At 47.1% G+C, this 22,810-nt stretch carries 20 protein-coding genes, 1 tRNA gene, 2 rRNA genes, 1 other RNA gene and 1 other annotated feature; of the genes, 4 read left to right on the top strand and 20 right to left on the bottom strand.

The window, feature by feature from the left end:
• Positions 1-70 precede the first annotated feature (70 nt).
• The 8 genes from L7D49_RS03605 to ffs all read right to left on the bottom strand — a co-directional run bounded on the left by L7D49_RS03605 (position 71) and on the right by ffs (position 6,513).
• A 16S ribosomal RNA gene (locus L7D49_RS03605) occupies positions 71-1,622 on the bottom strand.
• 596 nt (positions 1,623-2,218) lie between these two features.
• The gene (locus L7D49_RS03600; RefSeq protein WP_238079453.1) at positions 2,219-2,482 is read right to left on the bottom strand and encodes a pro-sigmaK processing inhibitor BofA family protein; all 264 of its coding nucleotides are present in this window, start codon (positions 2,480-2,482) and stop codon (positions 2,219-2,221) included.
• Positions 2,483-2,537: 55 nt separating this feature from the next.
• Positions 2,538-2,750 carry a YaaL family protein gene (locus L7D49_RS03595; RefSeq protein ID WP_238079452.1) on the bottom strand — a complete coding sequence of 71 codons (213 nt, stop codon included), beginning with the start codon at positions 2,748-2,750 and terminating at the stop codon, positions 2,538-2,540.
• 12 nt (positions 2,751-2,762) lie between these two features.
• Positions 2,763-3,359, bottom strand: a complete 597-nt coding sequence (recR, locus tag L7D49_RS03590) for a recombination mediator RecR (RefSeq protein ID WP_184212647.1) — start codon at positions 3,357-3,359, stop codon at positions 2,763-2,765.
• Between the two features lie 11 nt (positions 3,360-3,370).
• Positions 3,371-3,691, bottom strand: coding sequence for a YbaB/EbfC family nucleoid-associated protein (locus L7D49_RS03585; RefSeq protein WP_238079451.1), 321 nt, complete (start codon positions 3,689-3,691; stop codon positions 3,371-3,373).
• A 20-nt stretch (positions 3,692-3,711) separates the two neighbouring features.
• Positions 3,712-5,460, bottom strand: coding sequence for a DNA polymerase III subunit gamma/tau (dnaX, locus tag L7D49_RS03580; protein ID WP_238079450.1), 1,749 nt, complete (start codon positions 5,458-5,460; stop codon positions 3,712-3,714).
• Positions 5,461-5,651: 191 nt separating this feature from the next.
• A complete protein-coding gene (locus L7D49_RS03575; RefSeq protein WP_238079449.1) occupies positions 5,652-6,113 on the bottom strand; it encodes an S-ribosylhomocysteine lyase in 462 nt (153 codons plus the stop codon).
• 132 nt (positions 6,114-6,245) lie between these two features.
• Positions 6,246-6,513, bottom strand: an RNA gene (ffs, locus tag L7D49_RS03570) — signal recognition particle sRNA large type.
• Between the two features lie 200 nt (positions 6,514-6,713).
• On the opposite strand from ffs, the gene L7D49_RS03565 reads away from it, so the two are divergent.
• Positions 6,714-6,806: transfer RNA gene (locus tag L7D49_RS03565), tRNA-Ser, on the top strand.
• 116 nt (positions 6,807-6,922) lie between these two features.
• Here the strand turns inward: L7D49_RS03565 and thrB are convergent.
• From thrB to L7D49_RS03550, 3 genes are read right to left on the bottom strand one after another with little or no spacing between them, the layout of a single operon-like run.
• Positions 6,923-7,816: a homoserine kinase gene (thrB, locus tag L7D49_RS03560; protein WP_238079448.1), complete on the bottom strand. Its 894-nt coding sequence runs from the start codon at positions 7,814-7,816 to the stop codon at positions 6,923-6,925.
• Positions 7,816-8,874: a threonine synthase gene (thrC, locus tag L7D49_RS03555; protein ID WP_238079447.1), complete on the bottom strand. Its 1,059-nt coding sequence runs from the start codon at positions 8,872-8,874 to the stop codon at positions 7,816-7,818. Before thrC ends, thrB begins: the two co-directional genes overlap by 1 nt.
• Entirely contained in the window at positions 8,871-10,169 is a 1,299-nt protein-coding gene (locus L7D49_RS03550; RefSeq protein ID WP_238079446.1) for a homoserine dehydrogenase, read from the bottom strand. Before L7D49_RS03550 ends, thrC begins: the two co-directional genes overlap by 4 nt.
• 155 nt (positions 10,170-10,324) lie before the next feature.
• Here L7D49_RS03550 and L7D49_RS03545 point away from each other — a divergent pair, with 155 nt between their 5' ends.
• The gene (locus tag L7D49_RS03545; RefSeq protein ID WP_238079455.1) at positions 10,325-11,692 is read left to right on the top strand and encodes an aspartate kinase; all 1,368 of its coding nucleotides are present in this window, start codon (positions 10,325-10,327) and stop codon (positions 11,690-11,692) included.
• A gap of 48 nt (positions 11,693-11,740) precedes the next feature.
• Here L7D49_RS03545 and L7D49_RS03540 read toward each other — a convergent pair whose 3' ends face one another.
• Both L7D49_RS03540 and L7D49_RS03535 read right to left on the bottom strand, forming a co-directional pair.
• Positions 11,741-12,409 carry a deoxynucleoside kinase gene (locus tag L7D49_RS03540; protein WP_238079445.1) on the bottom strand — a complete coding sequence of 223 codons (669 nt, stop codon included), beginning with the start codon at positions 12,407-12,409 and terminating at the stop codon, positions 11,741-11,743.
• Positions 12,406-13,041, bottom strand: a complete 636-nt coding sequence (locus tag L7D49_RS03535) for a deoxynucleoside kinase (RefSeq protein ID WP_238079444.1) — start codon at positions 13,039-13,041, stop codon at positions 12,406-12,408. The genes L7D49_RS03540 and L7D49_RS03535 overlap by 4 nt, the downstream gene beginning before the upstream one ends.
• A gap of 130 nt (positions 13,042-13,171) precedes the next feature.
• On the opposite strand from L7D49_RS03535, the gene tadA reads away from it, so the two are divergent.
• Positions 13,172-13,669, top strand: a complete 498-nt coding sequence (gene tadA, locus L7D49_RS03530) for a tRNA adenosine(34) deaminase TadA (RefSeq protein WP_238079443.1) — start codon at positions 13,172-13,174, stop codon at positions 13,667-13,669.
• Between the two features lie 18 nt (positions 13,670-13,687).
• On the opposite strand, the gene serS is transcribed toward tadA, so the two are convergent.
• The 3 genes from serS to pdxS form a co-directional block, all read right to left on the bottom strand.
• Positions 13,688-14,962, bottom strand: coding sequence for a serine--tRNA ligase (serS, locus tag L7D49_RS03525; RefSeq protein WP_238079442.1), 1,275 nt, complete (start codon positions 14,960-14,962; stop codon positions 13,688-13,690).
• 86 nt (positions 14,963-15,048) lie between these two features.
• Positions 15,049-15,258: a binding site (T-box leader), on the bottom strand.
• Positions 15,259-15,312: 54 nt separating this feature from the next.
• Entirely contained in the window at positions 15,313-15,885 is a 573-nt protein-coding gene (locus L7D49_RS03520; protein WP_238079441.1) for an NUDIX hydrolase, read from the bottom strand.
• 135 nt (positions 15,886-16,020) lie between these two features.
• Positions 16,021-16,866: a pyridoxal 5'-phosphate synthase lyase subunit PdxS gene (gene pdxS, locus L7D49_RS03515; RefSeq protein WP_238079440.1), complete on the bottom strand. Its 846-nt coding sequence runs from the start codon at positions 16,864-16,866 to the stop codon at positions 16,021-16,023.
• Positions 16,867-16,965: 99 nt separating this feature from the next.
• Between pdxS and pdxR the strand changes: the two genes are divergently transcribed.
• Entirely contained in the window at positions 16,966-18,375 is a 1,410-nt protein-coding gene (pdxR, locus tag L7D49_RS03510; RefSeq protein ID WP_238079439.1) for a MocR-like pyridoxine biosynthesis transcription factor PdxR, read from the top strand.
• Between the two features lie 40 nt (positions 18,376-18,415).
• Here the strand turns inward: pdxR and L7D49_RS03505 are convergent, their stop codons facing one another.
• The 4 genes from L7D49_RS03505 to rrf all read right to left on the bottom strand — a co-directional run.
• A complete protein-coding gene (locus L7D49_RS03505) occupies positions 18,416-19,759 on the bottom strand; it encodes a serine hydrolase (protein WP_336246369.1) in 1,344 nt (447 codons plus the stop codon).
• Positions 19,760-19,934: 175 nt separating this feature from the next.
• The gene (gene guaB / locus L7D49_RS03500; RefSeq protein ID WP_238079438.1) at positions 19,935-21,401 is read right to left on the bottom strand and encodes an IMP dehydrogenase; all 1,467 of its coding nucleotides are present in this window, start codon (positions 21,399-21,401) and stop codon (positions 19,935-19,937) included.
• 111 nt (positions 21,402-21,512) lie between these two features.
• A complete protein-coding gene (locus tag L7D49_RS03495) occupies positions 21,513-21,992 on the bottom strand; it encodes a glutathione peroxidase (protein ID WP_238079437.1) in 480 nt (159 codons plus the stop codon).
• 740 nt (positions 21,993-22,732) lie between these two features.
• A 5S ribosomal RNA gene (gene rrf / locus L7D49_RS20475) occupies positions 22,733-22,810 on the bottom strand; the annotation flags it as partial.

Here is a 22,810-nt window from a genome sequence, read left to right as displayed (position 1 = left end):
TGAACCTTCAAAACTGAACGCAAAACGTCAACGTATGAACCGGAGGTTCATATTCCGTAATTATCCTTAGAAAGGAGGTGATCCAGCCGCACCTTCCGATACGGCTACCTTGTTACGACTTCACCCCAATCATCTGTCCCACCTTCGGCGGCTGGCTCCCGTAAGGGTTACCCCACCGACTTCGGGTGTTACAAACTCTCGTGGTGTGACGGGCGGTGTGTACAAGACCCGGGAACGTATTCACCGTGGCATGCTGATCCACGATTACTAGCGATTCCGGCTTCATGCAGGCGAGTTGCAGCCTGCAATCCGAACTGGGAACGGTTTTATGGGATTGGCTCCCCCTCGCGGGTTCGCAGCCCTTTGTACCGTCCATTGTAGCACGTGTGTAGCCCAGGTCATAAGGGGCATGATGATTTGACGTCATCCCCACCTTCCTCCGGTTTGTCACCGGCAGTCACCTTAGAGTGCCCAACTGAATGCTGGCAACTAAGATCAAGGGTTGCGCTCGTTGCGGGACTTAACCCAACATCTCACGACACGAGCTGACGACAACCATGCACCACCTGTCACCGCTGTCCCCGAAGGGAAAGACATGTCTCCATGCCGGTCAGCGGGATGTCAAGACCTGGTAAGGTTCTTCGCGTTGCTTCGAATTAAACCACATGCTCCACCGCTTGTGCGGGTCCCCGTCAATTCCTTTGAGTTTCAGCCTTGCGGCCGTACTCCCCAGGCGGAGTGCTTAATGCGTTAGCTGCAGCACTAAGGGGCGGAAACCCCCTAACACTTAGCACTCATCGTTTACGGCGTGGACTACCAGGGTATCTAATCCTGTTTGCTCCCCACGCTTTCGCGCCTCAGCGTCAGTTACAGACCAGAAAGCCGCCTTCGCCACTGGTGTTCCTCCACATCTCTACGCATTTCACCGCTACACGTGGAATTCCGCTTTCCTCTTCTGCACTCAAGTCCTCCAGTTTCCAATGACCCTCCACGGTTGAGCCGTGGGCTTTCACATCAGACTTAAAGGACCGCCTGCGCGCGCTTTACGCCCAATAATTCCGGACAACGCTTGCCACCTACGTATTACCGCGGCTGCTGGCACGTAGTTAGCCGTGGCTTTCTGACGAGGTACCGTCAAGGTACGAGCAGTTACTCTCGTACGTGTTCTTCCCTCGCAACAGAGCTTTACGATCCGAAAACCTTCTTCGCTCACGCGGCGTTGCTCCATCAGACTTTCGTCCATTGTGGAAGATTCCCTACTGCTGCCTCCCGTAGGAGTCTGGGCCGTGTCTCAGTCCCAGTGTGGCCGATCACCCTCTCAGGTCGGCTACGCATCGTCGCCTTGGTAGGCCGTTACCCCACCAACTAGCTAATGCGCCGCGGGCCCATCCTGCAGTGACAGCCGAAACCGTCTTTCAGAGTTCCTCCATGCGGAGGAACTGATTATTCGGTATTAGCCCCGGTTTCCCGGAGTTATCCCCATCTGCAGGGCAGGTTGCCCACGTGTTACTCACCCGTCCGCCGCTAACTTCAGGGAGCAAGCTCCCATCTGTCCGCTCGACTTGCATGTATTAGGCACGCCGCCAGCGTTCGTCCTGAGCCAGGATCAAACTCTCCATAAAAGAGAAATTCGAATAGCTCGAGTTTCTTGCTGGCATCAATTAAGATGTCAATTTCGAATCCGAAGATTCATGTTTGTCCTCTTCCCGACAAGGTCGGGTTTAGACTTTATTGTTGACGTTTTGCTGTTCAGTTTTCAAGGTTCATTTCGTTGCCCTCTCTCAGCAGCAACTCTTATATCTTACCACACTCCCAAACCGGAGTCAACAACTTTTTTTAATTTCTTTCGTTTAAGTTGTTTTTTCTGTTTAGCAGAAGTGGAACGTTTTCTATATTACCAGCTTGGTTGCTTAAATGCAATACTTATTTCAAAAAAACTTTTTCGCCTACGAAGTTTATTTCCTTTCATATAAAAAAACCCCCTGCATAGCAGGAAGTCCTTTACTTCATTCACACGATATCTAATCCTGTCGAGTGAATGATATTATCCATTAATACTATTATGCCTACTATGATGATACGGTTCGTCCAAAAGAAAGCCTGCTTAAACTAAAGAGGTCGCCTTTCATTGGAAGTGATTCATTATCCATAACTGATTTCATTCCTTATCGCTGCAATAAAGCATGTACGGGTAAGTCCGGATTCACTCGCAAATCCATCACAGGAATAAGGCGAACGCACATAAAGCCGCCAACCCGGGTATGCCTAAAATGGCCAGCAATAATCCGGAGGCTATGTTAACCGGAAAATAGATCCCGATAAATCCTCCAGCTATATTCAATAAGAACAGCCCGAGAAATGCAAAAGCCAATCGGAACCAGAAGATGGATAGTTTTTCGAACATGGCTTTGACTTGTTTTTTATCTAACATTAATAATAGAAGAAGAAATGCACCTACTAAGATTAGAACTATGATTTTCACGGAAAACGCTCCTTTCGGATGGATGCTACAGTATATGCGTCTCCGTGAAAATATATCAGTCTATTCCCAGTCTTCGTATCTTAGCTTCTCTAAATAAATGAAAATGCTTGCTCTCTGCTATTTTCCGCCGCACCATTACTTCTTGGTCATAGTCGTTTAGATACTTCTCAATTTCCTTTGCCTGTTCCCAATCTTTTTTTGTCTCTATCATTAGGGTTCGCAGGCGATCATCAAATTCTTTTTTTATCTTTCTCTTACGCCCGAACATGGCGCTGCCCCCCTATAATTCCCGTCGTCCCTCCAGCGCTTTGGATAACGTCACCTCATCGGCGTACTCCAAATCGCCGCCGACCGGCAATCCATGTGCGATCCTCGTTGTTGTAATACCAGATGGTTTTACTAATCTTGAAATATACATGGCAGTCGCTTCCCCTTCGATTGTCGGGTTCGTTGCCAAAATCAGCTCTTGTACTTCCTCATCTTGCAATCGGCTGAGGAGAGAAGGGACATTGATATCTTCAGGACCAATTCCATCCATTGGCGATATCGCACCATGCAAGACATGGTATAACCCGTTGTAATCTCGCATTTTTTCCATTGCTATTACGTCTTTCGGGTCTTGAACGACACAAATCATCGAGCGATCGCGTGATTGATCCTGACAAATATGACATGGATCCACGTCCGTAATATGTCCACAGACAGAACAGAAACGCAAATTCCGTTTGGCATCGACCAACGCTTTCGCAAAGTCTAATACTGTGTCCTCTTTCATGCTAAGTACAAAAAACGCCAGACGGCCCGCGGTTTTCGGGCCGATGCCTGGCAGTTTCATAAAACTATCGATCAGTTTAGATATTGGTTCAGGATAGTGCATATTCGTTCCTCCTAGAACATTCCAGGCAGGTTCAATCCTTTCGTGAATTGCCCCATCGTGGAGTTGGTTAATTCTTCCGCTTTCGCCATAGCTTCATTTGTTGCAATCACGATAAGATCTTGGAGCATTTCAGCATCTTCAGGATCGATAACGGATGGGTCAATGTTCACTTCCAACACTTCTTTATGTCCGGAAACGACTACCTTCACCATACCGCCGCCCGCTGTGCCTTCCAACTTCTTTTCGCCTAGTTCCTCTTGGGCTTCCGCCATTTTCTTTTGCATCTTTTGCATCTGTTTCATCATGCCTTGCATATTCCCCATGCCTCGCATATCAAATTCCTCCTCAATAATTAATCGTCATGTACTGTTATGAATTCCTTACCAAACATCTTCTCCGCTTCAATAATCAGTGGATCTTCCGCCTGTTGTTCCGCTTCCTTCATGAAGGATAGCGGCTCATCCGCACCTGTTTCTTCCGCATCGTCACTTTTCGGCTGGTTCAGCCCATTCGACCGGATGAAATCCTCCCTGACTTTTAACCAGGATTCTTCAGGAATATAAATCACTTCATATTCTTTTCCTGTTCTGGAACGCAAGGCTTCCGATAATCCGGATCGAAGCGAAGTATTTTCGGATGCCATCAAGCAATGAATTTCATATTTGAATTTTAACACAAAAGCATTATCGGATGCCGCTACCGGTTCGGTTTCTTCCAAAAGTGCCGCATGTGACTTCTGCAAGGTTTGCATCATGCCGGCCCACTCTTCGCGGATCGTCTGAATATCTTTTCGCGTTGCGTTTTTAAGTATTTCATGAATTTTCCCAGTTGGCACACGCACGGTCTGGCTTGTTTTGGACGCACTTCGTTTCGGCTGGCTACCCGCAGATTCTGCAGGGCGCACACCGTTTTCCAATTGAGCTTGCAACGAGGCAATCATTTTCTCCATAGCTGCTATTTTATTCCCAATAGCGGGGTCATCCACTACCCCGCTTGCACGGGATGGAGCAGGCGCGCTCTCCAGATGAATCATTTTGAGCAAGGCCGCTTCCACATAGATTTTCGCGTGATTAGAAAAACGCATTTCTTGCTGAGTTTTCGATAGGATGTCTATATAGGAATAGAGCGTATCCATTTCAAATGCATTCGCCAGTGAAACAAAACGTTCATCTCCCGGAATCAACTCAAGCAGATCCCGTAACTGCGGAGCCGAACGGAGCAAAAGTAAATCCCTGAAAAAGGTGATCATGTCCTCCGCCAGCCGCGATACATCCTTACCCGCTGTCACGAGCTGTTCCAGTAATGAAAGGGCAACCGCCGCGTCTTTAGATAAAAGCGACTCCGCCAATTGATAAAAGACGTCTTCTCCGACCGACCCTGTCACAAGCAAAGCGCCCTCGACGGTGATCTTGTCACCGCTGAAAGAAGCGACTTGGTCCAGCATGCTGAGCGCATCCCGCATCCCGCCGGAAGCTGTTTGGGCAATGACCTTCAGTGCAGCTTCCTCTGCCTGTACATCCGCGTCGGCTAATACTTGCTTCATCCGTTCTATTATCTCGACCGATGTGATCGGCTTAAAATCAAAACGTTGACATCTTGATATGATCGTCAGGGGCAATTTGTGCGGTTCTGTCGTGGCCAAAATGAAAACTGCATGGGGAGGCGGTTCCTCCAATGTTTTCAAGAGGGCATTGAACGCAGAATTTGAGAGCATATGGACTTCATCGATAATATACACTTTAAAGCGAGCATTCGAAGGAGCGAAACGGACCTTTTCAATAATGTCCCGCATTTCCTCGACCCTTGAATTGGAAGCCGCGTCAAACTCGATTACATCTGTATTGGATCCTTCTGTAATACTGATGCATGTCGCACATTCATTACAAGGCTCCTTCGCTGGTCCATTCTCACAATTCAGCGCTTTGGCAAACACTTTTGCGGCACTCGTCTTACCCGTTCCGCGAGGCCCTGAAAACAAATACGCATGCGTCGTCTTCTGATGCAGAAGGGCATTCTGAAGGGTCTGTTTCACATGATGCTGACCAGACATCTCTCCGAATGATTGTGGCCGATAGACACGATAAAAAGCTTGATAAACCACCCGTTCCGACTCCCTTCCGAAGCAATGCAATAGTACTCTTAGTATATCACAAACGCCCTGTGCACACGACCTTTAGAATTGGATAAAAGCATATGTTATCCTTCCCGGGTCATTAAGGACATGAACACTTGGCCAGTACAGGTTCTATGAGCTAACATGCAAAAACCCTCCATTCACAGGAGGGCTGATGCTTATGCAAATACCGTCGTCCACTCGTTCTTTTTCGCAAGCATCTTCCGCGCAATTTCCTTCGCGCCTTCCAAGCTGTGGCTTGCTGCCCAGCCGCATTGCACTTCGTTGCAGGCCGGAACTTCCGTCGCCTCCAGCACATCGTGTAATGTTTTCTCTAAGATGAGTAACACATCTTCATAATCTTCATGATTGATCAGCGCCAAATAATATCCCGTCTGGCAACCCATTGGGCTAATATCGACAACCTGATTCGAATGGTTGCGGCTGAATTCCGCCATCATATGTTCAAGGGAATGGATTGCGGGCATTTCCATATGCTCTTGATTCGGCTGGCAAAACCGAATGTCGTACTTGAAAATCCGATCGCCATTTGCTCCCTCAGTCACTCCCGCCAACCGGACATAAGGAGCTGCCACTTTCGTGTGGTCCAGATTAAAACTCTCCACATTCATTTGCTTCATCGACATTTCCACCCTTCTTTTCTCTGTTTGAGTACAAGTATACGGGATTCGTCAGAATTAATGAATTTTTATTTTAATTAAAAATAAAAACCCGCCCACCGAAATGGACGAGTTTGATATGCAAGTTAATTGCCGTGCACCTTCCTTTGACTGCCGCACATAAGCGTTACTCCTGTCGACAGCTCAGCCTAGGCGACCCCGCGGCACATGAGAAATACCACTTAATGCTGCTTCCTTCCGGACCTGACATGGTTCATGGGTTCCCATTGCGCAGGACCCAGACGTCAACACTACGTGCAAGAGGCAGGCCCTACAATACGGACAGCCTCAGAGAAGGGATTCAGTCTTGCTAGAGCGGGTTGCAAGTTACAGGGCACCGCTACCTCCCCACCTAGCACGGCTCTCTTAGTATACTCATTCTAGCGTCAAAAATCAAGTCTTCCCCTTACACACAAACTGGAAATCCTCTCATATGATTCAAAAACGTCTGTAGAGCTTTGTAAAAAACAGATTTACGAGAATATATAAACTACAGCAAGATGGTGTATTTTTTATTGACACTTCCCCTGCAGTCATGATAAATTATGTTCTGTTGAACACGGAGGAATACCCAAGTCCGGCTGAAGGGATCGGTCTTGAAAACCGACAGGGGTGTTAAAGCCCGCGGGGGTTCGAATCCCTCTTCCTCCGCCATTTCATTTAATCAATGCGCATAAAAGTTGGAGATAAAATTCGTTACTGCTTGTAACGAATTTTTTTTATGAAAAAAGAGCCTGCCAGCACATTAATTGCCGGCAGGCTCTTTTATTTTATTGCACATAAGTTCCTCTTGGTGCAGTGGCTGTCGCCAGCGAATTATAGAACGGGAACCTCTTTTCCAATTCTTCCGCCACCGACTGCTCCGTTCCCTTTTCCACGGCGACGAAAATGGAGGGTCCTGCTCCGCTGATTGTCATGCCATAAGCGCCAAGCTCATGACAGGCTTCACGCACCAGGTCAAAGTCCGGCAACAACTCTTTCCGATAAGGCTCGTGGAATATATCCCTTTCCATCATCTGCCCAACCAGCTTCCAGTCGCCGACTGCGAGAGCTGCTGACAACACACTGCTGGCCGCACTGCCTGCCGCCGCCTCTGCGTGCGAAAGTTCACTCGGGAGCAGCTTTCTCGACTCCGTCGTTTTCAGCGCATGGGGTGGAACGAGAAGAACTGCCCCGATCGCAGGGTTCGGCAATTGAAGAAAATACAGCTCCTTGTCGACGTAATACGTTATGACAGCACCGCCGAGAAGAGCAGCCGCCACATTATCGGAATGTCCTTCGAATTCACTTCCAAAGCGTACCTTTTCATTTGAAGACAAAGATAGATCGAGGAGCTTGTCGGCAATTTCAATCCCTGCTGCAATTGCTGTTGCGCTGCTGCCGAGTCCCTTTCCAAGCGGAATCTCAGAAACAATGCGAAGGGCATGTGGAGAGACCTCTCTGCCAAAACGGTCTGCCACCTTGAGAATCGTCTGGACGAGCAGATTGCTTTCATCTGTCGGCAAACTCGCATATTCATCTCCGATGTAGCAGACTTGCCATTCCGCCGCCTCGGATACTTCCACGGTCATATAGAGGGACAACGCGAGCCCGATGCTGTCATAACCGGGCCCCAGATTGGCCGTCGTAGCAGGTACGACTACTGAAAACAACGGCCCACCCATCACATCGCCTCTTCCTTGAGCCCGTTCAGGAATTCATGGAATTGCTCCATGGACAAGAACGGCTTCTCTTCATTGACACGGATGGCTGTTTCCGGATCCTTCAACCCATTTCCAGTTAGTACGCCCACTACCGTTGATCCTTTTTCAATCAACCCTGCATCCAGCTGCTTTTTGATACCTGCGATCGTCGCGCAAGATGCCGGTTCTGCAAAAATGCCGTCTGTCGACGCGAGTAAGCGATAGGCTTCCAGGATCTCTTCATCTGTTGCAGAAAGAATGGCACCTTCTGATTCCGCCAACGCATTCTTTGCCAGATGCCAGCTTGCAGGGTTTCCAATTCGGATAGCCGTTGCCACTGTCTCCGGCTCCTCAAATACTCGATCATAGACAATCGGAGCCGCTCCATCCGCTTGAACGCCAAGTAATTTTGGTGTGCCGGATCCTTTCTTCTCATCGTACTCTTTAAAGCCTTTCCAAGCAGCCGATATATTTCCTGCATTACCGACCGGAAGCGCAAAGATGTCCGGCACTTTCCCTAATTGCTCAATTGTTTCGAAGGCAATTGTTTTCTGTCCTTCCAAACGGTATGGATTCACCGAGTTGACGAGGGCAATTTTTCCTTCTCCGACTTCTCGGACCATGCGTAGCGCTTCATCGAAGTTCCCTTCAATTGCTACAATTTCTGCTCCGTACATTTTTGCCTGCGCGAGTTTTCCAAGCGCAATACGTCCTTCAGGAATAACGACAATCGTTTTCATGCCGGCACGCGCGCCATACGCTGCAGCAGACGCCGATGTATTTCCCGTAGAAGCGCAAATGAGAGCTGTCTTTCCTTCTTCCTTCGCTTTGGCGACAGCCATCACCATGCCCCGGTCTTTAAAGGATCCAGTCGGGTTTGTTCCTTCTGTCTTCACATATAGATTAATGCCCCACTGTTTCGATAAGTTTTCCAGATGAATTAATGGCGTGTTGCCTTCCTGCAAAGTAAGTTCTGGTGTTTGATCTGTCACTGGCAGCCATTCTTTATATTCTTCAATCAATCCATTCCATCTTCTCATCGTGTTTCCCCCTCAACCCGGTAAAAACTCAACACTTCAATTACCTCAGGTGTATTTTGTAGTTCCTTCTTTATATCAAGATGCTGCTGGCGGGATATTTCATGCGTGATCATAATTAAATCCACACCGCCATTGTTCCGATCTGCGTGCTGGATTACGGTTGCAAGACTTGCGCCATGATTACTGTAAACGGCGGACAATCTCGTCAGCACTCCCACTTCATCCTTGACGGAAATGCGGTGGAAGTAGCGTGCGAATTTCTGGCTGTCACTCTTAATTTTACATTTGAATTGCGGGGCATGGAGCCTTTTGCCGTTGACGCCAAGAAGCAGATTGCGGCATGCTGCGATAATATCTCCCGTGACAGAAGTGGCAGTTGGCAATGAACCCGCGCCCGGTCCATAGAACATTGTTTCGCCGACGGCATCTCCATATACATAGACCGCATTAAATTCATTGTTCACAGAAGCCAACGGATGGGAATTCGGTACAAAAACAGGTTCCACGGCCACTTCGATGCCAGCCTCATCCTTCTTTGCGGAGCCGGCCATTTTAACTGTATAACCGAATTGATCCGCAAGCTCGAGATCGCCTTCCCGTATTTCTTTCATTCCACGGACGAAGACATCATCCATCCGGACATCAGTGGAGAAGGCCAAAGACGCCAAAATGACCATTTTTCGCGCTGCATCGATCCCATCGACGTCAGCGGATGGATCCGCTTCGGCAAACCCAAGTTCCGTCGCTTCTCTTAGTGCTTCCTCATATGTCTTTTTCTCATGCTTCATTTTAGTCAAAATGAAATTCGTCGTGCCGTTGACAATTCCGGTAATGGCGTGGATGCGGTCCGAAGCCAGACCATCCTCCAATGTACGGATCAGGGGAATTCCGCCCCCTACGCTCGCTTCGAAAAACAAATCGCATCGGTTCTCGTCCGCCAATTGGAGCAATTCCAATCCTGATTGGGCCATGACGTCCTTATTGGCTGTCACGACCCCTTTCCCAGCGCGCAACGAGCGTTCAATCGCCTGCTTGGCTTCACTCGTTCCCCCGATAACTTCTACTATGAGATCGATGGTAGGATCCGCGATAATTTCATCCAAATCCGAAGTGAAAATGTCTGTTGGCAAATCGGTGTTTCTTTTTTTATTTACATCTTTCACTAACACTTTATTTATTTTAACAGGTACTCCCAGTTTGTGGCTCAAGTCGTCACGGTGTTCGTGCAAAATTTTTGCAACTCCGCTGCCGACTACGCCAAAACCAAGTAAACCAATATTGATCTCATTTTTCATTGACGAATCTCCTCACTCTATGTACACTATGGAAATACATTCGTACTCTACATAAGGACATTATAGAGAAATAAATCTTCAATAACAACCCCATTTATGTTAAAGTTCAATATAACACTGAATTGTCATTCTACTAGAAGAAGGATCTGATGAAAATGAAGGTATGCAAATTCGGCGGAACTTCCGTTGCATCTGCTGAGCAAATAAGAAAAGTTGTAGATATTGTAACAGCTGATCCACAGCGGAGAATTGTCGTTGTGTCAGCCCCCGGCAAACGTTTTTCCGATGATATTAAAGTGACTGATCTACTCATCCGGCTTGCGGATGCGGCATTACAAGGGGAAGAGACAGAATCCCACTTGAAGCGTGTTGTCGATCGGTTCCGCAATATTGCAGAAGACCTTGGACTTTCAAACGACGTTCCGAATGAAATTGAAGAGGATTTGCGCAACCGACTGGCTTATGACAAATCTGATTCCTTACTATATATGGATATGATGAAAGCGGCAGGCGAAGATAATAATGCGAAGATGATCGCCGCCTACTTCTCGCTAATCGGAGTAGAGGCTAAATACGTCAGTCCAAAAGAAGGCGGACTTCTCGTCAACAACCGTCCTCAGGCCGTCCGTGCATTGCCAGAAGGCGATGAGCAGCTTGCCAAGTTGCGGGACGAATCTGCTCTTATTGTGTTTCCCGGATTTTTCGGTTATACAAAAGACGGAACACTCCGTACTTTCAATCGGGGCGGCTCGGATATTACCGGCTCGATCGTGGCAGCTGCTGTGGAAGCGGATCTCTACGAAAACTTCACGGATGTTGACTCTGTTTTTGCAGCCAACCCGACAGTCATTGAAAACCCAGTTCCTATTAAGACGATGACGTACCGGGAAATGCGGGAGCTGGCCTATGCAGGCTTCTCTGTGTTCCATGATGAAGCCCTCATTCCGGCTTTCCGGAAGTCGATCCCTGTCAGCATTAAAAATACGAATAATCCCGACGCACCAGGCACATCGATCGTCAAAGAACGGGACTATCATGAGCAGCAAGTAATCGGAATTGCAGCGGACAGTGGATTTACAGCCATTTATGTCGATAAATACTTAATGAATACAGAGATTGGCTTCGGTCGCAGACTACTGCAAATTTTCGAGGAAGAAGATATTTCGTACGAGCATACACCATCCGGCATCGATAACCTGTCGATTATCATCCGCACTTGTTATTTGCCGCAAGACAAAGAAGAGCGGATTGTGGAGCGGATTCATAGAGAATTGGATCCTGACGCAGTTATCGTGGAGCATGATTACTCGATGATCGTCCTAGTAGGAGAAGGCATGCAGTATACAACTGGACTCGCTGCCCGTGCAGCTAGCGCAATCGCCAGTACTGGAGCGAATATTGAGATGATCAACCAGGGCTCTTCCGAAGTAAGTCTCGTGTTCGGCGTAAAAGTCCCTGACGAGGATAAAATTTTGAGGGCATTATATGCGGAGTTCTTTCAAAAGACTTCCGTTCATTCCTAATAAAAAACAAACGCAGCTGGATGTGTGATATCCGCTGCGTTTTTCGTATCAATTTTTCAGCAGGCTCGATAAGTTCAGCATATTGCCGATTCGCTCAACAATCGCTTCCACTTCTTCTGGCCGTTCCACCAAATCGTAATCGGTAATATCAATCCGGAGAACTGGGCACGCATTAAATGAATCAATCCACTTCGCATACCGGTTATACAGCCCTTCCCAGTATGAGACCGGCGTGTGCTGCTCCATATCTCGGCCACGCTCCTGAATCCGGGAAAGAATGGTTTCAAACGGTCCGTCCAAATAGATCAGCAGATCAGGATGCGGGAAATACGGCGTCATGACCATCGCTTCGAACAATTTTGTATATGTATCGAAATCGACCGGGTCCATCGTCCCTTGATCTTTATGCATCGTAGCAAAGATGCCGGTATCTTCATAAATGGACCGATCTTGAATAAAACCGCCGCCATATTCAAAAATCCGTTTCTGTTCCTTAAAACGTTCCGCCAGGAAATAAATTTGTAGATGGAAGCTCCATTTTTCAAAGTCATCGTAAAATCTATCCAAATACGGATTTTCATCGACATTTTCCAAAGATGTGCGGAAGCCAAGTGCTTGTGCAAGTGCATGAGTCATCGTCGATTTTCCGACACCTACAGTACCCGCAATGGTAATTACCGCATTTTTAGGAATGCCGTATGTTTCTCGTAAATTCATCGTACTGCTCCTTTTTGTATCGTCTTTTCTACTTGTTCTAAAATGAATTGAAGATCCTTTTCGCTTCTGACAAAATCAATCTCATCCCCATTAAAACGAAGGACGGGAATATCCGGATGCATTTTTTCAAAGTCCGCAATGAAATGCTCATAATCCTCCGAGAGTCTTTCCAAATAGGATGGTTCAATGAGCCTTTCAAAATCCCGACCTCGCAGCGCAATCCGTTTCATCAGCGTATCCAGCGAAGCGTGCAGATAGACGATGACGTTTGGAACAGGCATGTCCCTCGTTAATATATGATAAATCTCTTCGTATTTCGCATATTCCTCTGGTGACAGCGTGCGACGGGCAAAAATAAGATTCTTGAAAATATGATAATCCGCCACGACAGGCCGCTGGTGTTGCAAGAAATGTTTCTGGATATCACTTAATTGCTTATATCGATTACAGAGGAAGAACATTTCCGTTTGGAAACTCCATTCCTCGATATTCTCATAAAATTTATCTAAAAACGGATTTTCATTCACAATCTCACCTAATTGGTGAAACTGGAATTTGTCCGCAACCGCTTTCGAAAGCGTCGTCTTTCCAACGCCAATTGGCCCTTCCACCGTTATGAACGGTACTGACATGTCAAGCTCCCCTTCAACTCAATTTCTGCTCTTCATTTTACCATAGCGGCATTCGGAAACATAGCGTCTGCAAGCAAAATAGCGCGAGGCATTCCAATGATGATACACTAGGGGCAAGGAGCGATAGAGGATGGAAACAAACAACGATCAAACGTACATGAATTTAGCCATAGAAGAAGCAAAAAAGGCGGAAGCCATTGGCGAAGTGCCGATTGGCGCCGTCATTGTAAAAGATGGAATCGTCATCGGACGCGCACATAACTTGAGGGAAACCACTCAAAACGCCGTGACCCACGCCGAACTGTCCGCCATTCAGGATGCGTGCGGCGAAGTCGGCAGCTGGCGGTTGGAGGAAACGACGTTATACGTCACACTGGAACCGTGCCCCATGTGTGCGGGCGCCATTTTACAGTCCAGAATCCCCCGGGTCGTCTACGGAGCGCGTGATCCAAAAGCAGGTTGTGTTGATTCATTATATCGCTTGCTAAACGACAGCCGATTCAATCATGAATGTGAAGTGACAGAAGGTGTTCTGGCAGAAGAATGCGGGGCGCTGCTAACCAACTTCTTCCGAGGATTGCGCGAAAAGAAAAAGGCAGCAAAAAAGGCCATGCGCGAAGTCGAGTGACTTGCATGGCCTTTTGTATTACTTAATGACTTCCACTCCACCCATATAAGGACGAAGCACTTCCGGAACGATGACAGAGCCATCTTCCTGCTGATAATTCTCTAAGAGAGCGGCCACCGTACGTCCAACCGCAAGTCCGCTTCCGTTCAATGTATGAACGAATTCAGGCTTAGCACCTTGTTCTCGGCGGAAACGGATAGAAGCGCGTCGTGCTTGGAAATCTTCAAAGTTTGAACAAGAAGAAATCTCGCGGTACGTGCCTTGCGTCGGAATCCAAACTTCGATGTCGTATTTCTTAGCCGCTGTGAATCCTAGATCCGCTGTGCACATTTTGAGTACACGGTACGGCAGGCCAAGAAGCTGAAGCACCTTCTCCGCATGACCTGTTAATTTTTCCAACTCATCATAAGACTCTTCCGGTTTTACAAAACGGACCAATTCCACTTTATTGAACTGATGCTGACGAATCAAACCGCGCGTATCACGGCCAGCTGATCCTGCTTCAGAACGGAAATTCGTGCTGTACGCCGTAAAAGCGATTGGCAGCTGCGCTCCGTCAATAATTTCATCCCGATAGAAGTTAGTCACAGGCACTTCAGATGTCGGAATCAAGAAATAATCTTCCTCTTCAATCAAGAAAGCATCTTCCTCAAACTTCGGCAGCTGGCCTGTTCCCGTTAAACTTGTCCGGTTTACCATATATGGCGGCAGCATTTCCTCATAGCCATGTTCACTCACATGCAAATCAAGCATGAAGCTGATCAAAGCACGCTCAAGTCGTGCACCAAGACCTCGATAGAACACAAAACGGCTTCCTGTTACTTTTGCGGCACGTTCAAAATCAAGCAGATTCAACTCTGTCCCGATTTCCCAATGCGGCTTCGGCTCAAAACCGAATTCAGGAACCTCTCCCCACTTGCGGACTTCCACATTATCATCTTCACTGTCCCCGACAGGAACACTTTCATGCGGGATATTCGGAATACGCATCAAAACGTAATTCAAATCCTCTTCCACTTGGTTAAGCTGTTCATCCAACGCTTTGATTTCATCTCCGACTTCACGCATCCGTGCGATTACATCGTCGGCGTTCTCTTTGTTACGTTTCATTTCCGCCACTTTTTGCGAAACTTCATTCCGCTCCGCCTTCAGCACTTCTACTTTTGAAATCAATTCTCTCCGTTTTTCATCCAAACCGAGAAACTTATCAAGATCCGTTAAATCTTCTCCACGCTTTGTCAATTTTGCTTTCACTTCATCAAAATTGGCGCGCAATACTTTAATGTCCAGCATAACTGCTTCCTCCTTTTTCTGTTTTGACGATGGGAACCGAGCCCAGATTAGATTTTACGCAATAAAAAAAGCCCTCCATCCCCTATACAAGGGACGAGAACTACCCGCGTTGCCACCCAAATTGAACGGCTCAAGCCGATCCACTCTTTGGAATAACGGTCCAATTACCGGCATAGGCCTACTTCATTCAACCCAGCTACTCAGGGACGGATTCACAAGTGTCTTTACCGGCTTGCACCACCCGCCGGCTCTCTGGAAAAAACGGACTCGCTACTGCTTCCCATCATCGTCTTTGATTATGGAACTAAATGTACACTTACTTTACTACACCCTAAACCATTTGGCAAGACTTAGCCAAAATACGCGGCAACTGCTTCTAAGTAACTTGTTTCATGTGGAACAAAATCACGTAATTCAATTGTTTCAAACAAGTCATTCTCAATATTTCTGACCTGTACCGTACGAGCTGTCCTTCTGAAAAGTGCCTGCAAATCCGAAACAGTTATAGCGTGGATGCTTGCCACTTCTTCCTCTTGCAATGAAAAATCGGCGGGGGTGAATGAGGAGCTATACAAAAAGACATTCGTGAATTCCCTGTCAATAAAACCAGGAAGTTCAATGACATCTCGTACGACGCCCATCCATTGCAGCTTTGCTTCATCTACTGACACTCCAAGTTCTTCCTCAACCTCACGAAGGCCATCCATCACTTTTTCATCTGATAGCAAGTGACCTGCTGCCGTTATATCAAAAAGGCCAGGGAAATCTTTCTTTGCAGCACTTCTCTTCTGTATCAAGATTTCATCTCCATCTACTAGCCAGCAATGAAACGTTTCATGCCAGAGGCCTTTCGCATGGATGACATCCCTTGATTCCTCACATACATAGTTATACTGCTCATCGTAGACTTTCAACTTCTCCATTAATATGCCCCTGCCTTCCGTAAAAATTCTGCCTAGCTATGTGATGCTTTTGCGGCTACCTTCTTAGAGCCTATCAAAATGAATGGAAGAAATCAAAACGGACAGGAACAATCTCGTTTCCTGTCCGCTCACTCATTATACGCCGCGCACTGCCATTAATTCGCTTTCTGCCAGCTTTCCGATTTCCAGTCCTTTCATCGGCGTGCCGATATCCTTCGATAACGCGCCAATTAACGCATAGTTTCTGAAATCTTCTGTAGCCTGGACAATGGCACGTGCAAATTTTTCAGGGCTGTCAGACTTGAAGATGCCCGATCCGACGAATACGCCGTCAGCTCCAAGCTCCATCATGAGCGCCGCATCTGCCGGAGTCGCCACACCACCTGCCGCGTAATTAACGACCGGAAGCCGTTTTGCCTCCCGGATCGCCAGCAGCACTTCGTATGGGGCACCTAAATCACGTGCTTCTACCATCAATTCATCATTGCTCATATGAATGACCTTGTTCACTTGCGCATTGACCATCCGAAGATGACGGACCGCTTCGACGATATTCCCCGTGCCTGGCTCTCCCTTCGTCCGCAGCATTTTCGCTCCCTCTCCAAGCCGTCGTGCCGCTTCCCCTAAATTTCTTGCACCACAGACGAAGGGCACGTTATAGTCGCTCTTCAATAAGTGGAACTCTTCATCTGCCGGTGTCAGCACTTCACTTTCATCAATATAGTCGACACCCATCGCTTCAAGCACTCGTGCTTCCGAAATATGTCCGATTCTGACCTTGGCCATCACTGGAATCGAGACAGCTTTCTGCACCTCTTCAATAATACGCGGGTCCGCCATTCTTGCCACGCCCCCTGCCGCACGAATATCGGACGGCACGCGCTCAAGCGCCATGACCGCTACCGCACCTGCCGCCTCCGCCACTTTCGCTTGCTCTGCATTAATGACGTCCATAATGACGCCTCCATATCTGAAATCCATTGACTCTTCCCCCTATTCGTTTTTTACAGTATACTTGATTATGACCATAATGAAATGACCAGTTTCAACATAATCGAAGTGGTCAGATGGAGTGGAAATATGGAAATGCTCTTAATTGAACTGGACAAACAAAGCCCAGTGCCGCTATATGAACAAATTTATAATCAAATCAAAAACGATATAACAGATGGAAAGTTGGAAGTCGGAGCGAAACTGCCTTCCAAACGGAAACTGGAAGACTTCCTGAATGTAAGCCAAACGACGATTGAGCTGGCATATAGTCAATTAGTGGCGGAAGGGTTCATTTCTACAAAGCCTAGGCAAGGCTACTACGTGCAGGCGATTGAGGAATTGGCGTATGTTCAGCCTGTAAACCAGGAAAGGATCTCTGCCGTTCCCGAAAAGGAAAAGATGCAACTAGATTTTTCTCCAGGGCAAATCGATATGGATTCCTTCCCGTTTACGAAGTGGAAAAAATACGCGAAGGAAGTTATGGATGATACGTCAAAGCATTTATTGTCTCTTGGGCATCCCCATGGCGACTTGGAGCTAAGACGGGAAATCGCACGCTATTTGTATCATTCAAGAGGCGTCGAGTGTACGCCAGAACAAGTTATTGTAGGTTCCGGAACAGAGCAGCTGTTGCCTTTGCTCATTCGGATACTAGGACCGGCAGCCATCTATGCCATTGAGGATCCGGGCTATCCTCTTACCCACCATGTGTTTTACCATAATAACCGTGAGGCTGTTCCTATTCCAGTTGATGAAGAAGGGCTGGATGTCCAAGCATTGCAGCAGACAGAGGCGACCGTTGCCTATGTGACGCCTTCCCACCAGTTTCCAACCGGGACCGTGTTATCGGCAGCACGCCGGACCGCCCTGCTGAACTGGGCAGCTGCTGAAGAGAGCCGGTATATCATTGAAGACGATTACGATAGCGAATTCCGTTATACGGGACGGCCGATCCCATCCCTGCAAGGCATGGATAAGTCAGGAAGCGTCATTTACGTCAGTACGTTTTCGAAGTCGCTTATGCCCTCGTTGCGGATTGCCTATATGGTTTTGCCACCGCGCCTGCTCGAACACTATTCGAATGCTTTTATCCACTATGCCTCTACCGTTCCGCGGTTTGACCAGCAGATTTTGGCCCGGTTCATGGAGGACGGCCATTTCTCTCGTCACTTGAACCGGATGCGGAAATTGTATAAACGCAAGCTTTATTTAGTAACCGACACGCTTGCAGCGTATGCTCCCGAGATTACCTATTCTGGTGAAGAAGCAGGCATGCATATTATCATCAACGTACAAATCGGCAAAGACGAAGAAACCTTGATCGAGCAAGCCAGGAGTAAAGGCATCCGCGTGTATGGATTAAACGGCTACATGAAAAAGCAAACAGGACAGCAGCCTGCCATCCTCCTCGGCTTTGGCGGACTGCCAGAGACCGAAATAAGGGACTCTATACACAGCCTGATGGGTGCATGGCAAACTCCCCTTTCCCGCATATAAAAAAGCCGATGGATCCGAAACGATCCATCGACTTTTCATTTCAATCAAACCAGCCTTTTACAAAGCCCGTTACGCTTTCCCAAATACCAACAAAGAAATTGCCGATCGCACTTAACATGAGTGAGAACCAGCCAGCCTTCTCGACAGTTGTCGTTGTCACCACATCCATCTTGGCATCCTTGGAATCAATATAGCCGTAATCGGTTCCTTCCGTTTTCGCCAGCTTCACATGTCCAACGACTGTGCCTGCTTTAACGGGTGCATCGATTTGGCCGTTCTTGACCACTTTCTCATCGAGTACAAGCTCCGGTACGTATTGATCTTTTTCGTTTGTTTTTACCATCATCTTAATCGGTTCTTTTACTTCGATGGCAACTGTTTTTTCTTTCCCTTTATTAATATCCACGGTCTTTTGTTTTTCGAACTTGTAGCCAGCCGGCACAATTTCCTGCTCAGAGAATTGGCTGAAGCCATAATCGAATAATGCACGAGTTGCATCAAACCGAGCTTTATAGGAGCCAACGCCCTTTGCATCGACTGCCTTCATAACAACAGCAATAAGGCGTTTACCGTCACGTGTAGCTGTTCCTGTAAAACAGTGGCCCGCAAAGTCAGTCGTACCAGTTTTCAATCCATCAACGCCTTGATACTGATACACCAATCCTGGCAGCATGAAGTTCCAATTGTGCATTTCAATTGCATCCGTCGTTCCTTCACGGAAAGTCTTCTTGCTAATTTTCGTGGTTTCAAGAACTTCCGGATAATCATGGATCAAACGGTACGCCAAAAGGGCAACCGATTTAGCAGGCATGACGTTTTCATCTTCCGGGCCTGTCCCTTGTGGATGCATGCCTTGAAGGTCTTTATTATTCAATCCTGTAGAGTTGACGAATTTATAATCTGTAAGTCCAAGTTCTTTTGCCTTGGCATCCATCATCTTTAAAAATTCTGTTTCCGTGCCAGCAATTGTTTCTGCAATGGCAATCGTCGCGGCATTTGCCGAATAGATGGCAAGCGCCTCATACAGCTCCCGAATTGTATACGTACCGTCTTTCCGCAATGGAACATTACTTAAACGTCGATCCTGTGAAATCGCGTATGTATAATCAGTAACCCGGTACTCCTGATCCCAGCTGATCTTCCCTTCGCTAATCGCTTCAAAAAGAAGGTACTCTGTCATCATCTTTGACATACTTGCGATGCCAAGAGGAGTTTCGGCATTTTCTTCATATAGTATTTTTCCACTTTCCGCGTCAATCAAAATGGCGCCGTCCACATGCAAGCCAAGTGCCGACTCAGCCTTTGCAACGGGCGCTCCGAACGACATCAACAAGAGCAACGGCATTAACAGAACCGCCACCCATTTTCTCAATTCCTTTTTCACCCTGTTACCTCCGTTAATACTATTTCCTACGATATATTTTAACACAATGCCCGTCCAATAAGGGCAGGAACTTGAAAATGGCTAAATTTGCTCAAAAAAAGCACCTTTCCAACTGTAATAGGGACGATGGAAAGGTGCCGAAGTTCCTTGTATAAACGAATAATTCAGCAATAAATTAAGAAATTGAGTAATTTGGCGCCTCTTTTGTAATTTGGACGTGGTGTGGATGGCTTTCACGCAACCCTGCTCCCGTCATCCGGATAAACTGGGCCTTCTCACGCAGATCAGTGAGATCTTTCGTTCCGCAATATCCCATACCAGCGCGGATACCGCCAACTAATTGATGAATGGTATCAGTAAGCGGCCCTTTGTATGGCATGCGGCCTTCAATTCCTTCAGGAACCAGTTTCTTCGCTTCCTCTTGGAAATAGCGGTCTTTTGATCCTTTTTCCATGGATGCAACAGAACCCATCCCGCGGTACACTTTGAATCGGCGGCCCTGGAAGATTTCTGTTTCTCCCGGGCTTTCCGTAGTGCCTGCAAGCAAACTGCCGAGCATGACAGCATGTCCGCCAGCTGCAAGTGCCTTTACAATATCACCGGAGAACTTAATGCCGCCGTCTGCGATGATCGACTTGCCATGCTTACGTGCTTCAGTCGCACAATCGTACACTGCAGTGATTTGAGGAACACCAACGCCTGCTACGACACGAGTCGTACAGATGGATCCAGGTCCAATACCAACTTTCACTACGTTCGCTCCTGCTTCATACAATGCAGCTGTTCCCTCAGCTGTTGCTACGTTACCAGCAATAATATCAAGCTCAGGATACGCTTTGCGAATTTGAGCAACCGCTTCGATAACACCTTTGGAATGACCATGAGCCGTGTCCAAAACAATAACATCCACTTCGGACTCAACCAATTTTTGAACTCGCACCATCGTATCCGAAGTGACACCAACTGCAGCCCCTACGAGCAGGCGGCCTTGGGAATCCTTCGCAGCATTCGGGAATTCAATGACCTTCTCAATATCCTTGATTGTGATCAACCCTGTTAAAATGCCTTGCTCATCCACGATTGGCAGCTTTTCGATCTTATATTGCTGCAAAATCTTTTCAGCGTCTTCCAACGTCGTGCCCACTGGTGCAGTCACAAGATTCTCTTTCGTCATCACATCATTAATCATCATGGAGTAGTCCTGAATGAAACGCAGATCCCGATTCGTCAGGATGCCGACTAATTTACGCTCGTCCATGTTATTGACAATCGGCACGCCGGAAATGCGGTATTTCCCCATCAGATGCTCCGCATCATACACTTGATGCTCCGGAGTAAGGAAGAATGGATTCGTAATGACCCCGTTTTCAGAGCGCTTTACTGTAACAACCTGTTCCGCCTGCTCTTCAATACTCATGTTCTTATGGATAATTCCAAGACCACCCTGACGAGCCATAGCGATCGCCATTCTCGCTTCCGTCACAGTATCCATCCCCGCACTGATGATTGGGATATTCAACGTTATCTTGTCTGTAAGCTTCACAGAAAGAGATACATCCTTCGGCAGCACCTCTGATGCTCCAGGTACAAGCAAGACATCGTCAAATGTCAGTCCTTCACGCGTAAATTTCGATTCCCACATTCCATTTGGCCTCCTCATTGTTGATATAGTTCAGTAAATATTATTAAATAGGGTATCAGTGCCCCAGATTACTGTCAAGAAGGCTCCCTTAAGTAAAAGTATTCCTATAATTCATTGAATGAGCTTCTCGATCGACTTCTTCATTTTAAGAGGCGGCGTATTCGGCGCAAATCGTTCCACCACTCGTCCTTGGCAATCAATCAAGAACTTCGTAAAATTCCACTTGATCCCTTCCACTAAGAATCCCTTTTGCTCAGACGTCAAATACGCAAATAAAGGATGCTGCTCCTTTCCTTTCACGTCAATCTTCTGGAACATCGGGAAGGTAACACCATAATTACGCTGGCAAAAAGCCAACGTATCCTCCATATCTTCGAATTCCTGATTATTAAAATTATCCGAAGGAAATCCGAGTATGATAAAATCTTGATTCTTGTATTCCTCATATAAGGCCTGTAACTCTTCGAATTGTTTAGTGAAGCCGCATTTACTTGCAGTATTGACAATCACCATCACTTTTCCTCTATAGTCTGCCAAAGATTCCTCAGTTCCATCCGGCTTCATCACGGAAAAATCATAAATTGTTGTCATAGGAAAGACTCCTCTCCAGTTTCTTATTATTAACAATAAGACAAAAACAAACCGTTTGCAAAAAGCTGAAACGATTTGAAGAGCTTTTCGCATTTTTTATGAGTAGTGGCGCGAGGAATCATTAATTGCGATAGTTAGGCTTCATTTGGGGGATTTGCTGGAGGTTAATCAATCACTCTGCATTATATAAAAAACGGGGAGTGGAGCAGCGTTTCGACTGATGTGGTGTTAAGGAGTTAGGGGGGATTTACGATTTAAAGTAAGACCTTGTTTGGTTGAAGGGTTATTCTTTTATGTGGAACCCAGCATGGAGCTGTGGAACGGAAGTACTATCGTGGCAAACCTACTTGAATTGTAGTCAAGCGGTGATCAATTTGGGTTAGACGGTGATAGAATCGGTTTAGGCGGTGATAGAATCGGTTTAGGCGGTGATAGAACTCGTTTACCCGGTGTTAGGACGGGTTCAGGCGGTGATAGGATGGGTTCAGACGGTGATAGAATCGAGTTACCTGATGATAGGACGGGTTTAGGCGGTGATAGAAAGGAATTTGGGGGAGTTGGCGATTTGATAATCTCTCACGATCTCGCAAAATTAATAAGACAAAAAACAACCTCCAAAGGGAAGCCCCCTGCGGCCTGCTTGAATTACAGAATGTTTCTTACAAGATCTCTTGGGATACCTTATGGTATCCAACTTATTAAGACACAAAAAAAACCATCCCCCAAAGGGGATGGCCTTTGCCCGGCGACGTCCTACTCTCACAGGGGGAAGCCCCCTACTACCATCGGCGCTGAAGAACTTAACTTCCGTGTTCGGT

The sequence above is a fragment of the Sporosarcina cyprini genome, assembly GCF_022048975.1.
Taxonomy (GTDB): domain Bacteria; phylum Bacillota; class Bacilli; order Bacillales_A; family Planococcaceae; genus Sporosarcina; species Sporosarcina cyprini.
The sequence above is the reverse complement of the archived record's forward strand: the minus strand, read 5'-3'. Positions and strand labels throughout refer to the sequence as shown.